The following is a 17,143-nucleotide window of genomic DNA, read 5'->3' on the forward strand; positions in this document are numbered from 1 at the left end:
GAGCGTGCATCGTGTATCCGTTCTGCGCAGGGAGGTGGCCCATGGCCGATTACGTGGAAACAGGCGACATCTATTTTTTCTATCGACCCAAGGTCAATGCGGAAAACGTCCAGAGTCTCGATGATGTGCAGCGCCTGCATGTCGTGCTGATACCCGACGACGCCCAGAATGCGCGGCTCTTCGTGGTGGGCAAGAAGCGCATGCCGGAAATCGTCAAGGGCAAGTCCAAGTCCACCCAGCGCGAATGGATGATGAACGACATGACGGGCAAGCCGAAGGACATCGGCGAAGCGCTGGCGCCTATGGAGTACGAGACCAAGACCCGAGGCGAGCAGGAACAGGGCGAGGCCATTCCTGCCGGCGAAGGTCGCTATGCGATTTTCGAGCGCGACAGCAGCTCTCGCCTGGCCTATCGGCTTTCCAGTCCGGAGAAGCCCGGCAAGGCCCAGAACGAACTGGGGATACTCAGCGAGGCGAGCTATGTGATTTCGGTACGCAATCCCGCTATCGATGTGCCCGGCTTCCCGCACTCCAAGCCGAACTACCCCAAGCGCCTGCAGGAAAAATTCGCCGACAAGCGTTGGATCGACATCGATGACGGCAAGCTGCTCGACTATGAGAACGCGCAGTTCCTGATGATTGGCGCGCATGATGATCTGAGCGAGGAAGGCGTCAGGATCAGCGGCAAGGCGAACCTGTTCAAGACCCTGGGCTTGAAGAAGCGGGAATGGCCAACCGACGCATTGGAGGCCGGCAAGCTCGCGGAACCGCAGATGCAGGCCGAGATCACCGAACCCAAGGGCGATCGCAGCAAGGGTGGCGAGCGCGGCGGCAAGGCGGCCAGCGGTACGGCCTCGGCAGCCGGTGTCACCAAGGCGCTCAAGGGAGTGGATTTCCCCTGTACCAAAACCGATCTGGTCAAGCAGGCCAAGGCCAACCAGGCCGCGGAGGAGGTCATCGAGGTAGTCAATGAGCTTCCTGGCCGACGCTACGCGACGATGGCCGACGTACAAAGAGCGCTCGGGGAGATACGCTGATGGCACAGTTCGTGTGTGAAATATGCGGTGCCGAGTTCGAACAGAAATCCCGCTACGAGCGGCACATGCAGACATCCCACCCTAAACGCGCGGTGTCGGCCGCCGATCTCGAAAAAGCACTGAAAGGCGTCGATTTTCCCAAATCGCGTGACGCGCTGGCCGATGCCGTCAGCGAGGATGAGCGGGACGTGCGCAATATCATCCAACAGCTACCGGAGCGGAACTATCGCGACGCCGCCGAAGTCGCTCGCGCTTTCGGCGAGCTACGTACCCACGAGAAAGCCCCCGATAACCAACCGAGCAAAGCCGGTGGACAACATGCCATGCAGGCACCTTCGGCGGCGCGCTTTGCCAGCCTGTTTTCCGGCATGACCTTTCCGGCCAGCGGTCAGGAACTCAAGGATTACGCCCGCCCTAAGGCCAACGAGCAGGAAATGCGCACGCTGGAGAAGTTCGGTGACCATACCTACCACAGCATGGCCGATGTCACCCGCGAGTTGGATAGGGTGAGCTGAGTCGATGCTGCCTTGCATGGGGTGCACCCGACATAGCCGGGCGCTTGGCTGTTTTTAGCCAGCGCCGGCTGTTAGCGGGATCGATCAATGGCTCTGGATACGCTTGTCGCGCCGGCGCGGATCGCCATCGGCTCGCCGGTAGCGCGACGTGGTATCATTCGGCCAAGGTCGCTAGTTTGTCAGGGTCATCTAGGCAGGCCGGGTTGCGATCACGATGCAAGTGACTGGAATCGGCAAACGTTTGAAACGATAAGGTTAACCCCATGTTGAGCTTTCTGGTATTTTGCATGATTTTCGTTGGTGTCACCATATCGTTATACCAAGTGTACGATGTTCATTATAACTTGAACTTCGATGATGAAGAGCAGCGCCCTCACGCCCTGAACAAGGAGTTAAAAGAACTCTCCGACAAGGCCAACGAATATTCCGAAACGGGTTCGCCACACAACTTCATGCAAGCGGTAAACCATATTTTCGGGCATGGTTTCGATCATCGGGTCGTACTTGCTGCATTGACTGGGGAAAGAAGGCATGCCTACGCAGAGCCATTGCTGCGCAGAAAGAACAACGTTGTTTTGAATGGGCGCTTGAAGATCCTTCACCTGCCTTTCTGGAAGACCAACCCGCCTACCAAGAGCGTGAGGGGCATTCTACTCACATTCATTCTCGTCAATAGCTTACTAGCACTCTTCTGGGGCGCCATGAGCGTTTATACTGTCGCTTATGAGGTTTCCATAAGCCAGCTTTCATGGCTTAACGATGAAGCCATCCTGATGGCTCTTGTTTATTTCTCCATCTTGCTGACTTATCTCGCCTCCAAACTCGATTCATACATGCACGACATCTATCAAGTTGGAAAGTTGAACAGCATTGTTTTCACAGACCCAGAAAATAGATAACTCTTTTCCGGGATTGCAATGACACACTAAGCTCTGTCTGAAAAACCGGTGAGCGATGGCCAGACAAGGCAAAAATCGGCGAAAACGCGGAGTTTACGCGGTGTAAATGAGCATTCTGAGCCGGTTTTTAACGCCATGTGGGCGAGTGCAGGCATTTTTCAGACAAAGCATAAAGCCTAGGGCACTAACCCACCTAGATGCCGCCAAGGCTATAAGGTGCAGGGCTCACGGTTGCCTATCGGCCCAAGACCATGCCCTTACGCCCATGCTGTAGCACTAGCCAGGAAAGGAGGGCCACCCAACTCACCAGCATCAATCCAAGCATACGCTCATAGGCGCCTTCCCATGCAGTGGACACAAAGAAGAAAGGCGGGGCGAGAATCGTCCAGGAGACCCCGAACCAGACACTGTACTTTCCCCATGAACGGGTGATCTCGATCTCCTGCAATCCAGAAACCAGCAGGAACGCCGTCAAGCTGACCAGTACACCTAGCGTGTAGACGGCATAAAGATGCACCTTCATTCCAGGATGCTGAGTTCCCGCATACTGGTTGTAGAGCGCAATTATGACGATGTCCATGCTCAAGAGTCCAAGCAAGACACTCGCCGTCTTCCATTTGGCACCATCCAGGCTCCAGCGGTAAAGGCCAGTCGCACAGGCTAACAGGCCTACTGCAAACAGGCACAGACTGGAGTCGAGTATCCAGGAGTATTTGCCCACTGCGAGTGCGCTAATGGTCTCGCTGATCGGATCATGCTTCTCATAGACCATGATGCCGACTAGATTCCCTATGATCACCCCCAGGCTTCCGATCAGCCCCGCTGCACCACAGGCTAGGAAAAGCTTCCGTTCTTCTGCTGCTCGCATTCTGACTCCAGTAGCCTTCCTGGCCGCTGCATCTTTAATTAAGTATGTACACTTTGGCTGTGACTATAATTGGTTCTCACCTAATTCGTAGCACTCCATTCGTAGCACTCCCAGCCAACTGGTGTCCAATGTTGAGCCTGTGAAACATTACAATCGTGACAAGCATATACAGCCTTACACAAATACATACCAAAATGCCTATTTCTTTTCCTGCCAAGGCCAACGGCCAGTAAGCTCAACCTCCAGCGTAAAGCTGAGGAAGGTACGTATCAGCACAATAATGGCTAATATACCGACTGTCTTGAATGTCAAGTCGACTGCAACGGTATGAATTATGTCTGCAGCAACAAGAAACTCCAAGCCGAGCAGAATGCCTCGCCCGAGACGCTGACGAATCTGATAAAATATCTCTTCTGCTTTGCCCTTTTTCAGTAGGACAGCCGGCTCAACGATTAGTGCATAGAATGCGAACCCGGTGATAATAAGGATGCCAATCACCTCTATAACCGTCACGCTCCATTCTGCAAAAGGCTTTACAATTTCTAACACATAACCTCCATGTACGGTAACGACGTTGAGAATTTTCGCTCGTCTCCTCTCGTCGGGCCCAAGTACATTGCCCTCCTCCGCAAGGTAGCACGCGCTGGGCAGGGGTCTAGTACTTGACAACGCTTGCCGTGGCCCCATTATTAGCAGTTCACACCTACCTTTAGAGGCTTTATGCTCCTCTTGGCATTGTTTGCCATCCTGTCGATAAGCGTCTCGTTCCTGTGCTCCATTCTGGAAGCGTCGCTTCTGTCATTGACGCCAAGCTATATTGCGCAGCAACGCGACGATCGGCCTGACCTTCATGCAAAACTCTTCAAGTTAAAAGGCAATATCGATCAGCCCCTCGCTGCCATACTCACCTTGAATACGGTGGCACACACCGTCGGAGCGACGGGGGTAGGTGCCCAGGTTACGGTGGTCTTCGGAGAAGCCTACCTCGGCATTGCCTCGGCAATCATGACGTTGCTGATACTTGTGGCGTCAGAGATCATTCCCAAGACGCTCGGCGCCACCTACTGGCGACAACTCTCGCCACTGTTGCCTCCGTTGCTGGGCAGCATGGTCTGGCTATTAAAGCCCTTCATCTGGCTGTCCGAACGGATCACGAACCGACTGGGGAGTAACGAGGCAAATGTCGATATGCGCGGTGAGATCAAGGCACTGGCGCAGATCGGCCTGGAAGAGAAGGCGCTAGACGCAGATGAGACAAGGTCGATCACCAACATCCTGAATCTGCATACCATGCAGATCCGGGATATCATGACGCCACGTACCGTGAGCGTCACGGTCAACCCCGTGATGACGGTCGCTGAGTTCGACAAGGAACTGGGCAAGTCGCCCTTCACTCGCTTCCCGGTGATGGACGGTGCCGAGCATGCGCTCGGTTATATCCACAAGGCGGACACGTACCATGCAGCGGACGATGCGACGCTGAAGTCCCTGATGCACCCCGTTAACTCGCTGAATGGCGATGACAATGTAGAGCAGGTGTTTAGCCTGATGCTCCGCGAACGGCACCACATGTGTGTGGTATACGATGAACTCGGCACGTGGCTGGGGGTTGTGACCCTCGAGGACATTATCGAAGCCATTCTAGGCCACGACATCGTCGATGAAACGGACAATGTGTCGAACCTGCGCAAGTATGCTAAGCAGCGCTGGGTAAAGCGAATAAAGAAAACGACTTAACGCTCCCGATCCCTGCACTTTCCTCGTTGAGAGCGGTATAAATCAGAGGATACCGCTCTTTACCCTAGGCACTGTCCGAAAAGTACTGCGCTCGGCAATACTGCGTTAAAAATCGGCTCAAGATGCTCATTTACACCGCTCTTTCGCCGATTTTCGCCTTGTCTTACCGTCGCTCGTCGACTTTTCAGACAGCACCTGGTACCAGCGTTACGGCATGGCGCCCGTCAGTTTCGAATCAGGCGTGACACAAGTCACTTCACTGTGCCGCCCCTTTTGCATATCTCACGCCCTCTGCCACCTTCGCTTGTCGCTGCGCTTCTTCAGCCATTCGCACCACGCTACCCACCACGATCAGACACGGCGAAGGCAGTGGATTGTCGACAAGTGCCTGCGGCATGTCTGCCAGGGTGCTGATCAGAGTCTGTTGTTCCGGCAGGCTGGCATTGGCGATGAGCATCATCGGCCAGTCGTCGGGCAGTCCGGCATCGCGCAGCCCACGGCTGATTGCTTCGACCTTGGACAACCCCATGTAGAACACCAGCGTCTCGTCCTTTCGCGCCAGTCCCTGCCAATCGGGCGTGCCGTCGACGCGACACTGCTGAGCGGTAATGAAACGCACTTGCTGGGCGTGGGCCCGGTCGGTCAGCGCCATACCCATCGCAGCGGCCGCACCGGACGCGGCGGTAATGCCGGGCACGATCTCGGCAGGGATATTGGCGCCATACAAGGCGCTGAGTTCTTCTCCCATACGCCCGAAGATACCGGGATCGCCGCCTTTCAGGCGTACCACCGACTTACCCTCCTGCGCCAGCTTGACCAGCATTGCGCCGATTTCGGCCTGCGGCACACTGTGGTGCCCCGCAGCCTTGCCGACATAGTAGCGCTCACGACCGGCAGGAATCATCGACAGAATGTCATCACCGACCAGGCGATCGTAGACGATGGCGTCGGCCTGAGTTAAAAGCCGCGCGGCACGCAGCGTGAGCAGATCGGCACTCCCCGGCCCGGCACCCACCAGGTAGACCGTTCCCTGCCGACACTCGCCTCGGGTGGCCAGAGGGGTGTGGCCAGTATTCTGCTGCAGGCCATTCATGACCGAAAGGACCCGTGAGCCGCCTGCCAGGCGGGGCAGGAAGCCCAGGAAGTCAGGCAGTTTCGGCTTCCACTGCTTGAGTTGCGAGATCATGGGCGGTTTCCTCTTCGATCAATGATTTCAATTCGGGAATGCAGGAGCCACACTGGGTCCCGCAGGCCAGCCGGGCGCCCAGCGCCTCGACATCGGTGTCGCCGTTGCGGATGGCCTCAACAATGGATTTACGACCAACCTGATGGCAGCTGCAGATGGTCGGCCCGGCATCGGCTTCGCCGGCATCGCAGCCGGCCAACAGACGGCGGCGTAAATCGCTGGACAACGGCGTGTCGATTGCCGCCTCGGCAAAACGTTCGTCCAACCAGTTAAGCGCGGGCAGTTCACTGGGTGAGCCGACCATCAGCCACCAGCGCAGGCGGCCATTCTCGAAACCCGCCGCACGCAGGCGGCCGCTACCGGCATCCTCGGCCCACAGCGCCGGCTCGCCGGGCAGGTGCGCCTTCGCCCAGGCCAGCCAGTCTCTCGGGGACTCGTCAGCTTCACCGCCAGCAAGTTGCCAGCGTCGGCTGCTTGCCAGCGGGATGTAGGCCCAATAGGTGCTATCGTCGCGCCAGACAGGCTCGCATTCGGCATCGGACGCTAGAATCAATGAGGCTTCCCAGCCCATCTGCAGCGGTGAAAGGCTGACAGCGCCCTGCTTCGATTCAGGTTGCCCTGAGATCGGATCGAGGTGGGCCGCCAACAGCCCACCCATACGTGCCCGCCCGCTGAAGCTATCGTTCCAGTGCATGGGTACGAAGACCTCGCCGCGGCGCATGGCATTCGAGACACGAGCCCGACCGATATAGTCGCCTCCGGCCCCTTCCAGGCGGGCCAGTTGCTGGTCGTTCAGACCCAGGCTCGCAGCATCGTCGGGATGCACCTCGATGAACGGCTCGGCACGGTGATTCATCAAGCGTGGCGCGCGTGCGGTACGCGTCATGGTGTGCCACTGATCGCGGACACGACCGGTATTGAGGCGCAGCGGACGCGACTCGCTCACTTGCTGCTGCGGCCCGCGAGGGCGTACCGGAATCAGCTTGGCGAGGCCATCCGGGGTAGCGAATCGGCCATCGGTAAACAAGCGCGCCGTACCTTGGGGAGCAGCGGCATTGACCGGCCACTGGGTCGGCGCGAGCGCATCATAGCCGGCCCGATCGAGCCCGGCCAGGCCGGAGATATCGAAAGGCCGAGCCCCCTCCCCTGCATTCTCGAAGCCGGAGAGCCGCGCATGCTCGTCGAATATTTCGCAGGGGTGCGTATAGTCGAAGGCCTCAGCGAAGCCCATGCGGCATGCTACCTGGGAAATTGCCCACCAGTCATGGCGTGCCTCGCCTGGCGGTGGCAGCATGCCGCGCTGACGCGAGATACGACGTTCAGAGTTGGTGACGGTACCGTCCTTCTCGGACCAGCTCGATGCCGGCAGCACGATATCGGCATATTGCAGAATATCGGCGTTGGCCATGCAGTCGGAGACAATCACCAGCGGGCAGGCCTCGAGAATGCGACGCACACGGTTGGCATCGGGCAGGCTGACGCCAGGATTGGTGGCCATGATCCATAGCGCCCGTATCTCACCGCGCTCGATGGCATCGAATAGCTCGACCGCCTTGTAGCCCGGCCCCGCCGGCAGGTTCGGGGTCAGTGATTCGGTGGACCAGAAACGCGTGACGCGGTCGATGGCGCCGGGCGTATGGTAGTCCATATGCGCGGCGAGCTGGTTGGCCAGCCCCCCTACTTCGCGCCCGCCCATGGCGTTGGGCTGGCCGGTGATCGAAAACGGTCCGGCGCCGGGCAGACCGATCTTGCCACCCGCAAGATGGCAATTGATGATCGCGTTGCACTTGTCGGTGCCGCTGCTCGACTGGTTGATGCCCTGCGAATACATCGTCACGACGTGCAGCTGTGTGGCAAACCAGTAGTAGAGCGTCTCCAGGCGCTCGGGGTCGACGTCGCAGTCGGCGGCAATCGCCTCGATACTGCAGTCGTCCTCGCGAGCCGCCGCCAACGCGTCATCAATGCCCTGCGTGTGCCGCTCCAGATAGACTTGATCGAGTCGGTTCTTGGCGTCCATCCAGGCCAGCAGGCCATTGAACAGCCGCGCATCGCTGCCGGGCCGGATGCCCAGGTAGAGATCGGCGATCTCGCAGGTGTCGGTGACGCGTGGGTCGATGACCACCACGCGCATCAGCGGGTTGCGCTGCTTGGCGGTGCGCAGACGCTGAAACAGCACCGGGTGGTTCCAGGCCAGGTTGGAGCCCACCAGCACCACCAGTTCGGCCTCTTCCAGGTCCTCGTAGTTGCACGGTACGGCATCGGCGCCCAGCGAACGCTTGTAGGCCGCCACGGCCGAGGCCATGCACAGCCGCGAGTTGGTATCCAGGTGCGGCGTACCCAGAAATCCCTTGAACAGTTTATTGGCAGCGTAATAGTCCTCGGTCAGCAACTGACCGGACAGATACGCCGCCACGGACTGGCGGCCATGCTCGCGCTGGGTAGCGTCCAGGCGCGCGGCGACCGCATTCAGGGCCGTGTCCCAATCCACTTCGACCCCATCCACTTGGGGTCGGGTCAGGCGGCCCTGGTTGCCCAGCGTTTCATGCAACGCCGAGCCCTTGACGCACAGCCGCCCGTAGTTGGCGGGGTGGTCGCGGTCGCCTTCGACTGCCGTCACGCTGCAGCCGTCATGGGTGGCAATCACGCCACAGCCTACGCCGCAATAGGGACACGTCGTGGAAGCCTGCTTCATGTCGCCTCCTATAAGAGAAAGGGGCTCGACCCGCTTTGTGCGGATCGAGCCCCTTTGCCCGGAATCGTTGGTTCGCCCTCTGCTCTCTCGTTCCTGCGGTGTGCCGCCGTTGGCCAGCCGCCGGAGAACATGGCGCTTAAAATCTGCCATATATCCAGCAACAACCAGGCCCATAAACAGTAAAACTTTAAAAAACATTAAGTTATCCGGACGCGGCATCTGGACCACCTCTATGCGTACCGAGACTCAGATATTAATTGCGCCACACTGGTGCGAAAACCCGCAGGCTTGCACAGCCAATGAACGTCACAGCGTCACGCCAAAGTCTCCAAACTCCAGGCATTATCAATAAACAATTGAAATTAAAACATTAAACAAAACAATGGCACGCTATTCGCTTATTACCCGTCATGGACATGGATCAAAGATGATCCCGATTCGCCACTCGCTTGGCATCGCCGTCCCGCTGACCTGGTCGTGATAAATAAAGTGGTCGGCACGACAACATGAGCAACACCGAATTAGGCAAAGGCGCCTGACGGAGCGAAGACGACGCAGTCTTCTCCCGTCAGGCGCCTTTTCGTTGATGGGAGTAGCGCAGTATGCGGACCCACGAGACACAACCAAGCAATGATGAGCATCTGGTTATCGTCGGTAACGGCATGGCCGGGCATCGCCTGCTCGAAGCCCTGCTCAAGCACGAGCAGCGACCCCAGCGAATCACCATGATTGGCGGCGAGCGCGCACCGGCCTATAACCGGATTCTGCTGTCGCCCTGGCTGGCCGGTGAAGCCGAGCGCGATGCCCTGACCCTGCGCGAAACCGACTGGTACGCCGAGCAGCAGGTCGACCTGATACTTGGCGAGCGCGTCACCGATATCGATAGGGCTCAGCGCCGGATCGTCACCGACAGCGGCCGAGAGTTCATTTATGATCGCCTGGTCCTGGCCACCGGGTCGCGTCCTGCCATACCCGACGTGCCGGGCGCAGACCTGGCGGGCGTGCATGGGTTCCGCGATCTGGACGATGCCGCCGCGCTGACTCACATCGCCCAGAACGCGTCTGACACGGCCAATCGCGCTGTCGTCGTCGGCGGCGGTCTCCTCGGCCTGGAAGCGGCCGAAGGTCTGCGCAAGCGTGGCATGCAGGTCACTGTATTGCAGCGCAGTCAGCAGTTGATGAACCGTCAACTCGACGCGACCGCTGCCACCCTGCTGCAAGACGAGCTCGAGCGTCGCGGCTTGAACATCATTACCGGCGCCAACCTGGCCAGCTTCGAGGACGATGCCCAAGGCCACATCAGCGCAGTGCGCCTCGCCGATGGCCGCCGCCTGGACGCCGACTGCGCGGTGATCGCGGCCGGCATCGTACCCAACGCCGAACTGGGCCGGCACACCGGGCTGACCACGGCACGAGGCATCGTGGTCGATGCCTGGCTGACCACCAGCGACGCGAACATCCATGCCCTCGGTGAATGCTGCGAGTTCGAAGGCCAGACCTATGGCCTGGTCGAACCCATCTGGCGTCAGGTAGAAGTACTGGCCGCCCGCCTATGCCGCGACAGCATCGACGGCTACGTCGAGGCGCCGACCGCCACCAAGCTCAAGGTCAGTGGCGTTTCACTGTATGCCTTCGGCCCCATCGAGCCCGATGAAGAGCATGAAGTCCTGACCTATCACGACCCGCAGCAAGGCGATTATCGCCGCCTGCTGCTGCGCAATAACCGAATCGAAGGTGCCGTGCTCTACGGCGATACCGCCTTCGGACCCTGGTATTTCGAACAATCCCTCGCCGGGCGTGACCTCGGCGCTTGCCGTCGGGCCCTGCTATTTGGCGCTGGCGATGCCAAACCGCTTCTTGAGGAGGCCGCATAACCATGAGCAAACAACGTCTGATCATCATCGGCAACGGCATGGTCGGCCACCATCTGGTCGAGCAGCTGGTCGAGAACAACGCTACCGAGCAGTTCGACATCGTCGTTTTCGGCGAGGAGCGCCATCGCGCCTACGACCGCGTGCACCTCTCCGAGTACTTTTCCGGCAAGGACGCACAAACGCTGGCCATGTGCGATGCCGACTACTATGCCGCCAACGGGATCGAGCTGCGCCTGAACGAGGCCGTGATCAAGATCGACCGCGATGCCAACAAGGTCGTCAGCGACCAGGGCGACTACACGTATGACCGTCTGGTGCTGGCCACTGGTTCCTACCCGTTCGTACCGCCCATTCCCGGCAAGGATCGCCCCAACTGCCTGGTCTACCGCACCCTGGACGATCTGGATGCGATCCGCGAGGCGGCCCAGAGCGCGACGACCGGCGTGGTGGTCGGCGGTGGTCTGTTGGGCCTGGAAGCGGCCAACGCCCTGCGCGGCCTGAATCTCGATACGGCAGTGGTGGAGTTCGCGCCGCGCTTGATGCCCATGCAGGTCGACGCCGAGGGTGGCGAACTGCTGCGCGAGAAGATCGAGGAGCTGGGCGTCCAGGTGCTCACCGGCCGTGCGACTCAGGAAATTGTCGATGGCGAGACCAGCTTCCATCGCATGGTGTTCCAGGACGACAAGGTACTGGAAACCGACGTGATCGTATTTTCTGCCGGTATCCGCCCACGTGACGAACTGGCCCGTGACTGCAAGCTGGAACTGGGCGAGCGCGGCGGTATCGTCATCGACGACAACTGCCTGACCAGCGACCCGGCCATCCTCGCCATTGGCGAGTGCGCGCTGTGGAACAACAGCATCTTCGGCCTTGTCGCTCCCGGCTACCAGATGGCCAAGACTGCCCTCGCCACGCTGACCGGCGGCAAGGAAAACTTCAGCGGCGCCGACATGAGCACCAAGCTCAAGCTGCTGGGCGTGGACGTCGGTTCCATCGGCGATGCCCATGGCGATCGCACCCCCGGGGCGCGCATGTATCGCTATCTGGACGAGATCAAGCAGCAGTACCGCAAGATGGTGGTCTCGAGTGACGGCAAGAAGCTGGTCGGCGCCATGCTGGTGGGTGACAACAGCTACTACGACACGCTGCTGCAGTATTACAGCAACGGCCTTGAACTGCCCGCCGACCCCGCCTCATTGATTCTGCCCAGCAGCGAAGGCGTACCCACACTGGGTGCCGATGCGCTGCCCGATACCGCATCGATCTGCTCATGCCATAACGTCACCAAAGGGTCGATCTGCGCAGCTATCGATGCAGGCGCCACCGACCTCGCCGCCGTCAAGGGTGCGACCAAGGCCAGCACTGGCTGCGGGGGCTGCGCGGCACTCCTCAAGAGCGTCGTCGACAACGAGCTCGAAGCGCGTGGCGTGGAAGTCGATCAGTCGATCTGCGAGCACTTCGCACACACGCGTCAGGAGCTTTATTCCATCGTGCGCGTCGAGGGCATCAAGACCTTCAATGAACTGATCGCCAAGCATGGCACTACGCAAGGCCACGGCCTGGGCTGCGACATCTGCAAGCCGGCGGTGGCATCGATTCTTGCCTCGTGCTTCAACGAGCCGATCACTGACGCCGCCCACGTACCGTTGCAGGACACCAACGATACGTTCATGGCCAATATGCAGAAGAACGGCACCTACTCCATCGTACCGCGCATCCCCGGTGGCGAGATCACACCCGAGAAGTTGCTGGTTCTGGGTGAAGTCGGCAAGAAGTACAACCTCTATACCAAGATCACCGGCGGCCAGCGCATCGACCTGTTCGGCGCACGCCTCGAACAGCTGCCGGATATCTGGCAGGAACTGATCGAGGCCGGCTTCGAGACAGGCCACGCCTATGGCAAATCGCTGCGTACGGTAAAGTCCTGCGTCGGCAGCACCTGGTGCCGCTATGGCGTGCAGGACAGCGTGGGCACGGCGATCAACCTGGAGAATCGCTACAAGGGTCTGCGCTCGCCGCACAAGATCAAGTTCGCCGTCTCCGGTTGTACCCGCGAGTGTGCCGAGGCGCAAAGCAAGGACGTCGGCGTGATCGCCACCGAAAACGGCTGGAACCTCTACGTCTGCGGTAACGGTGGCATGCGCCCACGCCATGCCGAACTGCTAGCCACCGACCTCGACGACGAGACGCTGGTCAAATACATCGACCGCTTCCTGATGTTCTACGTGCGTACGGCCGATCGCCTGCAGCGCACCTCGGTGTGGCGCGAGAACCTCGAAGGCGGCCTCGATTACATCAAGGACGTCGTCATCAATGACAGCCTGGGGCTGGCCGAGGAACTCGAGCAGCAGATGCAGACCGTGATCGACAACTACGAATGCGAGTGGGCCAACGCGATCAAGGACCCGGAGAAACTCAAGCGCTTCCGTAGCTTCGTCAACGATCGGCGTCCCGATCCGGACATCATCATGACGAGCGAGCGCGGCCAACTCCGCCCTGCATAACGCAATGGCTGCGCGAATGAAGCGCTGGGCAACTAGCGCTTCATTTCGCTTACCGATTTCTCTGAATCAGCAAGAGGTAACGCTCATGAGCACTGCAACTGCACTCAAGCCCGAGGCCGAGACCGACATGACCTGGCAGAACCTGTGCACCAAGGCGGATCTGGTCGAGTTTTCCGGTGTGGCGGCATGGCTGGAAACGAAGGAAGGCCCCGTCCAGGTGGCGCTGTTCTACATCCCCGGTTACGAGACTGAATTGTTTGCCGTGGACAATCACGACCCGCTGGGTAACGCCAACGTGATCGCCCGCGGCATCGTCGGCGACGTGAAAGGTGAGCCGGTGGTAGCGTCACCGCTCTACAAGCAGCATTACCGCCTCAAGGATGGTCAGTGCCTGGAAGACGAAAGCGTCAAGCTGCGCACCTGGCCGGTCAGCTTCAAGGGAGATGAAGTGTGGGTTGAGGCCTGAGAGATTTGCTGAGTTTGATGATCTAAAGCCGCCGGTACCTGGGAAAGTGCCGGCGGCTTAGGAGAGTTGAGTCAAAATAACTGCTACCGGCTAGAAGCGGGCGTTCAGGATTTGTTGCTATAACACTGGAAATGATTCCTCACTAACAGACAACGCCCGCCGACAGGGGCTGTGTCGATTGACTTGATAGACGTAGCTCGACTTCTGCGCTAGGAGACGAGTGCTACTCTTGAAGCCCAGTGCTGACTGGCAACGTTGGCCAATCCACTAGCGGCTTAGTCGCAGAGCCACATGCTGTAGCAACATAATGGTCTTCCGATCGACGATTACCCCTTCCTGAATCAACTGCAAAGCCTTTGATAAAGGCAGCTCCAAGACTTCTATGTCCTCCCCATCGTCTTTCAGGCCGCCTCCTTCGCCTACCCTTGATTCCGTATCGTAATCTGCAATAAAAAAGAAGAGCTTTTCAGTGACCAATCCAGGGCTCATAAAAGCTTCAAAAACCTTTTCGACATGCTGAATACGATAGCCGGTTTCCTCTTCCACCCCGGCACGTATACGTTCCTCGGGCGAAGCATCATCAAGCAGACCTGCTGCGGCCTCGATCAACATGCCATCATGACCATTGACGAATGCGGGGAAGCGGAACTGGCACGTCAGTACGACAGTGTGTCGCTCGCGATTGAATAGCAAAATGGTAGCACCATTGCCACGATCATAGGTTTCACGGCTCTGCCGCTGCCATAGGAAAGCGCATATAACCAAGAGCCATGGCCATGAGAAGAAAAATACATCGATCAGGCAGTTCGAATAACCGAGCAGACACGCACGTCATTAAACGGTTGGATTCAGCATGCCCGGCTCCGCAGGGAGACTAAGCCACGACTATCTGGCTTCGGAGAGATGCGGATCAACCCGATTGTCGTCCTGAACATTCTCTTCATGGGCATACTTTACCCATGTCTTGCCAAGATGATTACGCAACTCGCGACCGATCCGCTCTGCGTCTCTGGCCTCCATGGCAGCCATGATGGCTTCGTGCTCTTCCATAGCAACCGACCACTTGTCGTTTTTCTGATTGGAGAGATAACGCACACGGTATAACTGGCGGCTGAGGTTGGCATGAATCTCTACGAGCGAGGCATTACCCGAAAGAGACACAATCCGATTATGGATTTCCTGGTTAAGCCGAAAGTAGTTCTGCCGATCACGACGCAGGAAAGCTGCTTTCATCTCAAAGTGCAATGCCTGAAGCTCAGCGATGTCATCATCGCTAGCCTTGACGCAGGCTAGCTCGGCTGCAGCCTGTTCCAGAACGCTAAGGACATAGGCTTTTTCCTTCATATCAGCCGGGCTGACATCTGCAACCACTGCCCCACGATGGGGAGAGATCACCACCAACCCCTCAGTCGCCAGAATTTTAAGTGCCTCTCGCATAGGGGTACGCGACACCTTCAGCTTTTCAGCCAGTGTACGCTCGGGCAAGCGCTGGCCCGGTTGAAAGTGGTCCATGACGATATGCTCACGCAGGTAATCGGCCACCTTCTCTACCAATCCCGCGCGGCTCGTAGGCTCTATCTCTTCCATTCGGATAATCACATTGATTCTGATATATGCCAAGAGAATGGCATACCAAAAGAGCGCTTTCAATTATTAATCTGCGCTTCGCACAACAAATAACATCTTATTATTCAGATAGTTAGTCTTGTCATTCTCCGTATTGAGACCAAAGTCTCACCCTCTCTGCATTGACCGCAAAAATGGTATACCACTACATTGCCTAACAACGGTCTTGCCCCAGTTTGCATTTCCACCACGCACCGTAGCCCTGGCTTTGTCGAGGTCACACCGGAGACACCTTTCGCATATGAATTATCTACAGCACTTTGATTCAGAAAGAGTTATTGAGGCATGTGTTGCTGGTGCCGGGGATTTCGGACGCGGCATCCTGCGCCAGGCCCGGCAGATGAATAGCCTATCCGTGCGGGTTGCCGTGGATGTGGATGCAGAGACCGCCGCTCGGGCCCTACAGCTTTCAGGGATACCAGATAGCCAAATAATGGTATGCCATGACAGTTCGACGGCGACAGAAGCTTGGGAACGTGGGCTCTGTATCGCCTCAGGAAGTTTGGAGTTGGTCTGTCATTTGCCTTTCGAAATCGTCGTGGAGTCAACTGGCATACCTGATGTAGGGGCCCGCCATGCCGAGATTGCCATTCAAGCCGATAAACATGTCGGTATCGCAACCAAAGAGACAGAGTCCGTTGTCGGCCCTTACCTGACTCGTCTGGCCGAGCAACATGGTCGGTTATTCACCCCGCTGGACGGCGATCAGCCCAGTCTACTGATTGGACTTATCACTTGGGCGCAGACGCTAGGATTCGAAATCGTTGCTGCAGGCAAGAGCAGCGAGTATGACTTTATCTGGGATGAGCAAGGCGAGGCAGTTTGGTGTAATGGCACGTGCTACCCGGCTCGCGACCTCAAGCGTGCCTGGGCAATGGCCGATGGCCAGGAAGTTCCCACTATCGCGGCACGCAGCGAGATGCTTTCAGCCATACCGCAGATTTCGGTACCGGATCTCTGCGAAATGACCAATGTAGCCAATGCTACCAGCCTGGTCCCGGATAGGCCTGACTTTCATGCCCTGGTGCTGCGGACCCATGAAGTTCCAACTCTGTTGGACCATCAGAGGTTCGGGGGTGTACTAGAAGGCAGTGGCCGCCTGGAAGTGTTCAACTGCCTGCGTCGTCCCGATGAAGTCAGCTTCGCAGGTGGAGTCTTCGTGATCCTGCGCTGCGAAGATCACGACGCATGGGAGCTTTTGCGCGCGAAAGGTCATGTTCTCAGCCGCAGTGGTAACAGCGCAATGGTATACCTGCCGCGACATCTGCTGGGATTGGAAGCACCCATCTCTCTGCTGGATGCCGTCTTGAAGGGGTTGCCTTCCGGGGGAGGGCCTGCCGTCAGGCCACATGTCGACCTGACCGCGCGTGCCACGCAGGGTTTCGCCAGCGGGCAACGGCTAGAGATGAAAGGGCATCATCGGCACATTGAGGGACTCAGGCCCGAAGTGCATGGCAGTGTACCACTATCACCCTCCGCTCCAGTTCCATTCTACCTGCTTCCTGGGGCTGAAATTGTTCGCCCCGTCGCAGCAGGACAGCTAATCACTCTTGCTGATGTCTCTCTTCCTGAGTCGCACTTACTGCGTCTTCGCCGGGCGCAGGATGCCATGTTCTTTGGTAACGCCAGCCCATCCACGCAACCACCCTCAAAGGAGACACTTTCTACACCACGTTCTTGATCGAACGCTCCCTAAGCACTGAGTAACGCCCTAGATAACAACATTATTTCTGGAGAAG

Annotated in this window: 14 protein-coding genes; 8 read left to right on the forward strand and 6 right to left on the reverse strand. The window is 58.2% G+C overall.

What is annotated here, in order from left to right; genetic code table 11:
- Nucleotides 1-41 precede the first annotated feature (41 nt).
- From MHM84_RS09980 to MHM84_RS09990, 3 genes are all read left to right on the forward strand, one after another.
- On the forward strand, nt 42-1,037 hold the full coding sequence (locus MHM84_RS09980) for a DUF2795 domain-containing protein (protein ID WP_239265567.1): 996 nt from the start codon (nt 42-44) through the stop codon (nt 1,035-1,037).
- Nucleotides 1,037-1,552 carry a DUF2795 domain-containing protein gene (locus MHM84_RS09985; protein WP_239265569.1) on the forward strand — a complete coding sequence of 172 codons (516 nt, stop codon included), beginning with the start codon at nt 1,037-1,039 and terminating at the stop codon, nt 1,550-1,552. The genes MHM84_RS09980 and MHM84_RS09985 overlap by 1 nt, the downstream gene beginning before the upstream one ends.
- 263 nt (nt 1,553-1,815) lie before the next feature.
- Entirely contained in the window at nt 1,816-2,451 is a 636-nt protein-coding gene (locus MHM84_RS09990) for a hypothetical protein (RefSeq protein ID WP_239265571.1), read from the forward strand.
- Between the two features lie 235 nt (nt 2,452-2,686).
- Here the strand turns inward: MHM84_RS09990 and MHM84_RS09995 are convergent, their stop codons facing one another.
- A complete protein-coding gene (locus MHM84_RS09995; protein WP_239265573.1) occupies nt 2,687-3,319 on the reverse strand; it encodes a DUF998 domain-containing protein in 633 nt (210 codons plus the stop codon).
- A gap of 198 nt (nt 3,320-3,517) precedes the next feature.
- Complete coding sequence (locus MHM84_RS10000) at nt 3,518-3,868, reverse strand: DUF1622 domain-containing protein (protein WP_239265575.1); 351 nt, start codon at nt 3,866-3,868, stop codon at nt 3,518-3,520.
- A gap of 171 nt (nt 3,869-4,039) precedes the next feature.
- On the opposite strand from MHM84_RS10000, the gene MHM84_RS10005 reads away from it, so the two are divergent.
- Nucleotides 4,040-5,056 carry a CNNM domain-containing protein gene (locus MHM84_RS10005; RefSeq protein WP_239265577.1) on the forward strand — a complete coding sequence of 339 codons (1,017 nt, stop codon included), beginning with the start codon at nt 4,040-4,042 and terminating at the stop codon, nt 5,054-5,056.
- A 256-nt stretch (nt 5,057-5,312) separates the two neighbouring features.
- Here MHM84_RS10005 and cobA read toward each other — a convergent pair whose 3' ends face one another.
- Entirely contained in the window at nt 5,313-6,149 is an 837-nt protein-coding gene (cobA, locus tag MHM84_RS10010; protein WP_239266262.1) for a uroporphyrinogen-III C-methyltransferase, read from the reverse strand.
- 52 nt (nt 6,150-6,201) lie between these two features.
- The gene (locus MHM84_RS10015) at nt 6,202-8,934 is read right to left on the reverse strand and encodes a nitrate reductase (RefSeq protein ID WP_239265579.1); all 2,733 of its coding nucleotides are present in this window, start codon (nt 8,932-8,934) and stop codon (nt 6,202-6,204) included.
- Between the two features lie 602 nt (nt 8,935-9,536).
- Between MHM84_RS10015 and MHM84_RS10020 the strand changes: the two genes are divergently transcribed.
- The 3 genes from MHM84_RS10020 to nirD all read left to right on the forward strand — a co-directional run bounded on the left by MHM84_RS10020 (nt 9,537) and on the right by nirD (nt 13,778).
- On the forward strand, nt 9,537-10,808 hold the full coding sequence (locus tag MHM84_RS10020) for an FAD-dependent oxidoreductase (RefSeq protein WP_239265581.1): 1,272 nt from the start codon (nt 9,537-9,539) through the stop codon (nt 10,806-10,808).
- A 2-nt stretch (nt 10,809-10,810) separates the two neighbouring features.
- Nucleotides 10,811-13,312, forward strand: coding sequence for a nitrite reductase large subunit NirB (nirB, locus tag MHM84_RS10025; protein WP_239265583.1), 2,502 nt, complete (start codon nt 10,811-10,813; stop codon nt 13,310-13,312).
- Between the two features lie 85 nt (nt 13,313-13,397).
- Nucleotides 13,398-13,778 carry a nitrite reductase small subunit NirD gene (gene nirD, locus MHM84_RS10030; RefSeq protein WP_239265585.1) on the forward strand — a complete coding sequence of 127 codons (381 nt, stop codon included), beginning with the start codon at nt 13,398-13,400 and terminating at the stop codon, nt 13,776-13,778.
- Nucleotides 13,779-14,045: 267 nt separating this feature from the next.
- Here the strand turns inward: nirD and MHM84_RS10035 are convergent, their stop codons facing one another.
- Together MHM84_RS10035 and MHM84_RS10040 are read right to left on the reverse strand one after the other, a co-directional pair.
- On the reverse strand, nt 14,046-14,543 hold the full coding sequence (locus MHM84_RS10035; protein ID WP_275445738.1) for a GDP-mannose pyrophosphatase: 498 nt from the start codon (nt 14,541-14,543) through the stop codon (nt 14,046-14,048).
- A 120-nt stretch (nt 14,544-14,663) separates the two neighbouring features.
- Nucleotides 14,664-15,428, reverse strand: a complete 765-nt coding sequence (locus MHM84_RS10040) for a GntR family transcriptional regulator (protein WP_239265589.1) — start codon at nt 15,426-15,428, stop codon at nt 14,664-14,666.
- Nucleotides 15,429-15,645: 217 nt separating this feature from the next.
- On the opposite strand from MHM84_RS10040, the gene MHM84_RS10045 reads away from it, so the two are divergent.
- A complete protein-coding gene (locus MHM84_RS10045) occupies nt 15,646-17,085 on the forward strand; it encodes a flagellar biosynthesis protein FlgA (protein ID WP_239265591.1) in 1,440 nt (479 codons plus the stop codon).
- Nucleotides 17,086-17,143 lie beyond the last annotated feature (58 nt).

Origin of the sequence: Halomonas sp. McH1-25, from assembly GCF_022348165.1 — a bacterium.
Classification (GTDB): Bacteria; Pseudomonadota; Gammaproteobacteria; order Pseudomonadales; family Halomonadaceae; genus Modicisalibacter.

Bases quoted from the DNA above. Each gene is read 5' to 3' on its own strand.
- MHM84_RS09980 (WP_239265567.1), top strand. From the start codon at position 42: ATGGCCGATTACGTGGAAACAGGCGACATCTATTTTTTCTATCGACCC.
- MHM84_RS09985 (WP_239265569.1), top strand. From the start codon at position 1,037: ATGGCACAGTTCGTGTGTGAAATATGCGGTGCCGAGTTCGAACAGAAA.
- MHM84_RS09990 (WP_239265571.1), top strand. From the start codon at position 1,816: ATGTTGAGCTTTCTGGTATTTTGCATGATTTTCGTTGGTGTCACCATA.
- MHM84_RS09995 (WP_239265573.1), bottom strand. From the start codon at position 3,319: ATGCGAGCAGCAGAAGAACGGAAGCTTTTCCTAGCCTGTGGTGCAGCG.
- MHM84_RS10005 (WP_239265577.1), top strand. From the start codon at position 4,040: ATGCTCCTCTTGGCATTGTTTGCCATCCTGTCGATAAGCGTCTCGTTC.
- cobA (WP_239266262.1), bottom strand. From the start codon at position 6,149: ATGAATGGCCTGCAGCAGAATACTGGCCACACCCCTCTGGCCACCCGA.
- MHM84_RS10015 (WP_239265579.1), bottom strand. From the start codon at position 8,934: ATGAAGCAGGCTTCCACGACGTGTCCCTATTGCGGCGTAGGCTGTGGC.
- MHM84_RS10020 (WP_239265581.1), top strand. From the start codon at position 9,537: ATGCGGACCCACGAGACACAACCAAGCAATGATGAGCATCTGGTTATC.
- nirB (WP_239265583.1), top strand. From the start codon at position 10,811: ATGAGCAAACAACGTCTGATCATCATCGGCAACGGCATGGTCGGCCAC.
- nirD (WP_239265585.1), top strand. From the start codon at position 13,398: ATGAGCACTGCAACTGCACTCAAGCCCGAGGCCGAGACCGACATGACC.
- MHM84_RS10045 (WP_239265591.1), top strand. From the start codon at position 15,646: ATGAATTATCTACAGCACTTTGATTCAGAAAGAGTTATTGAGGCATGT.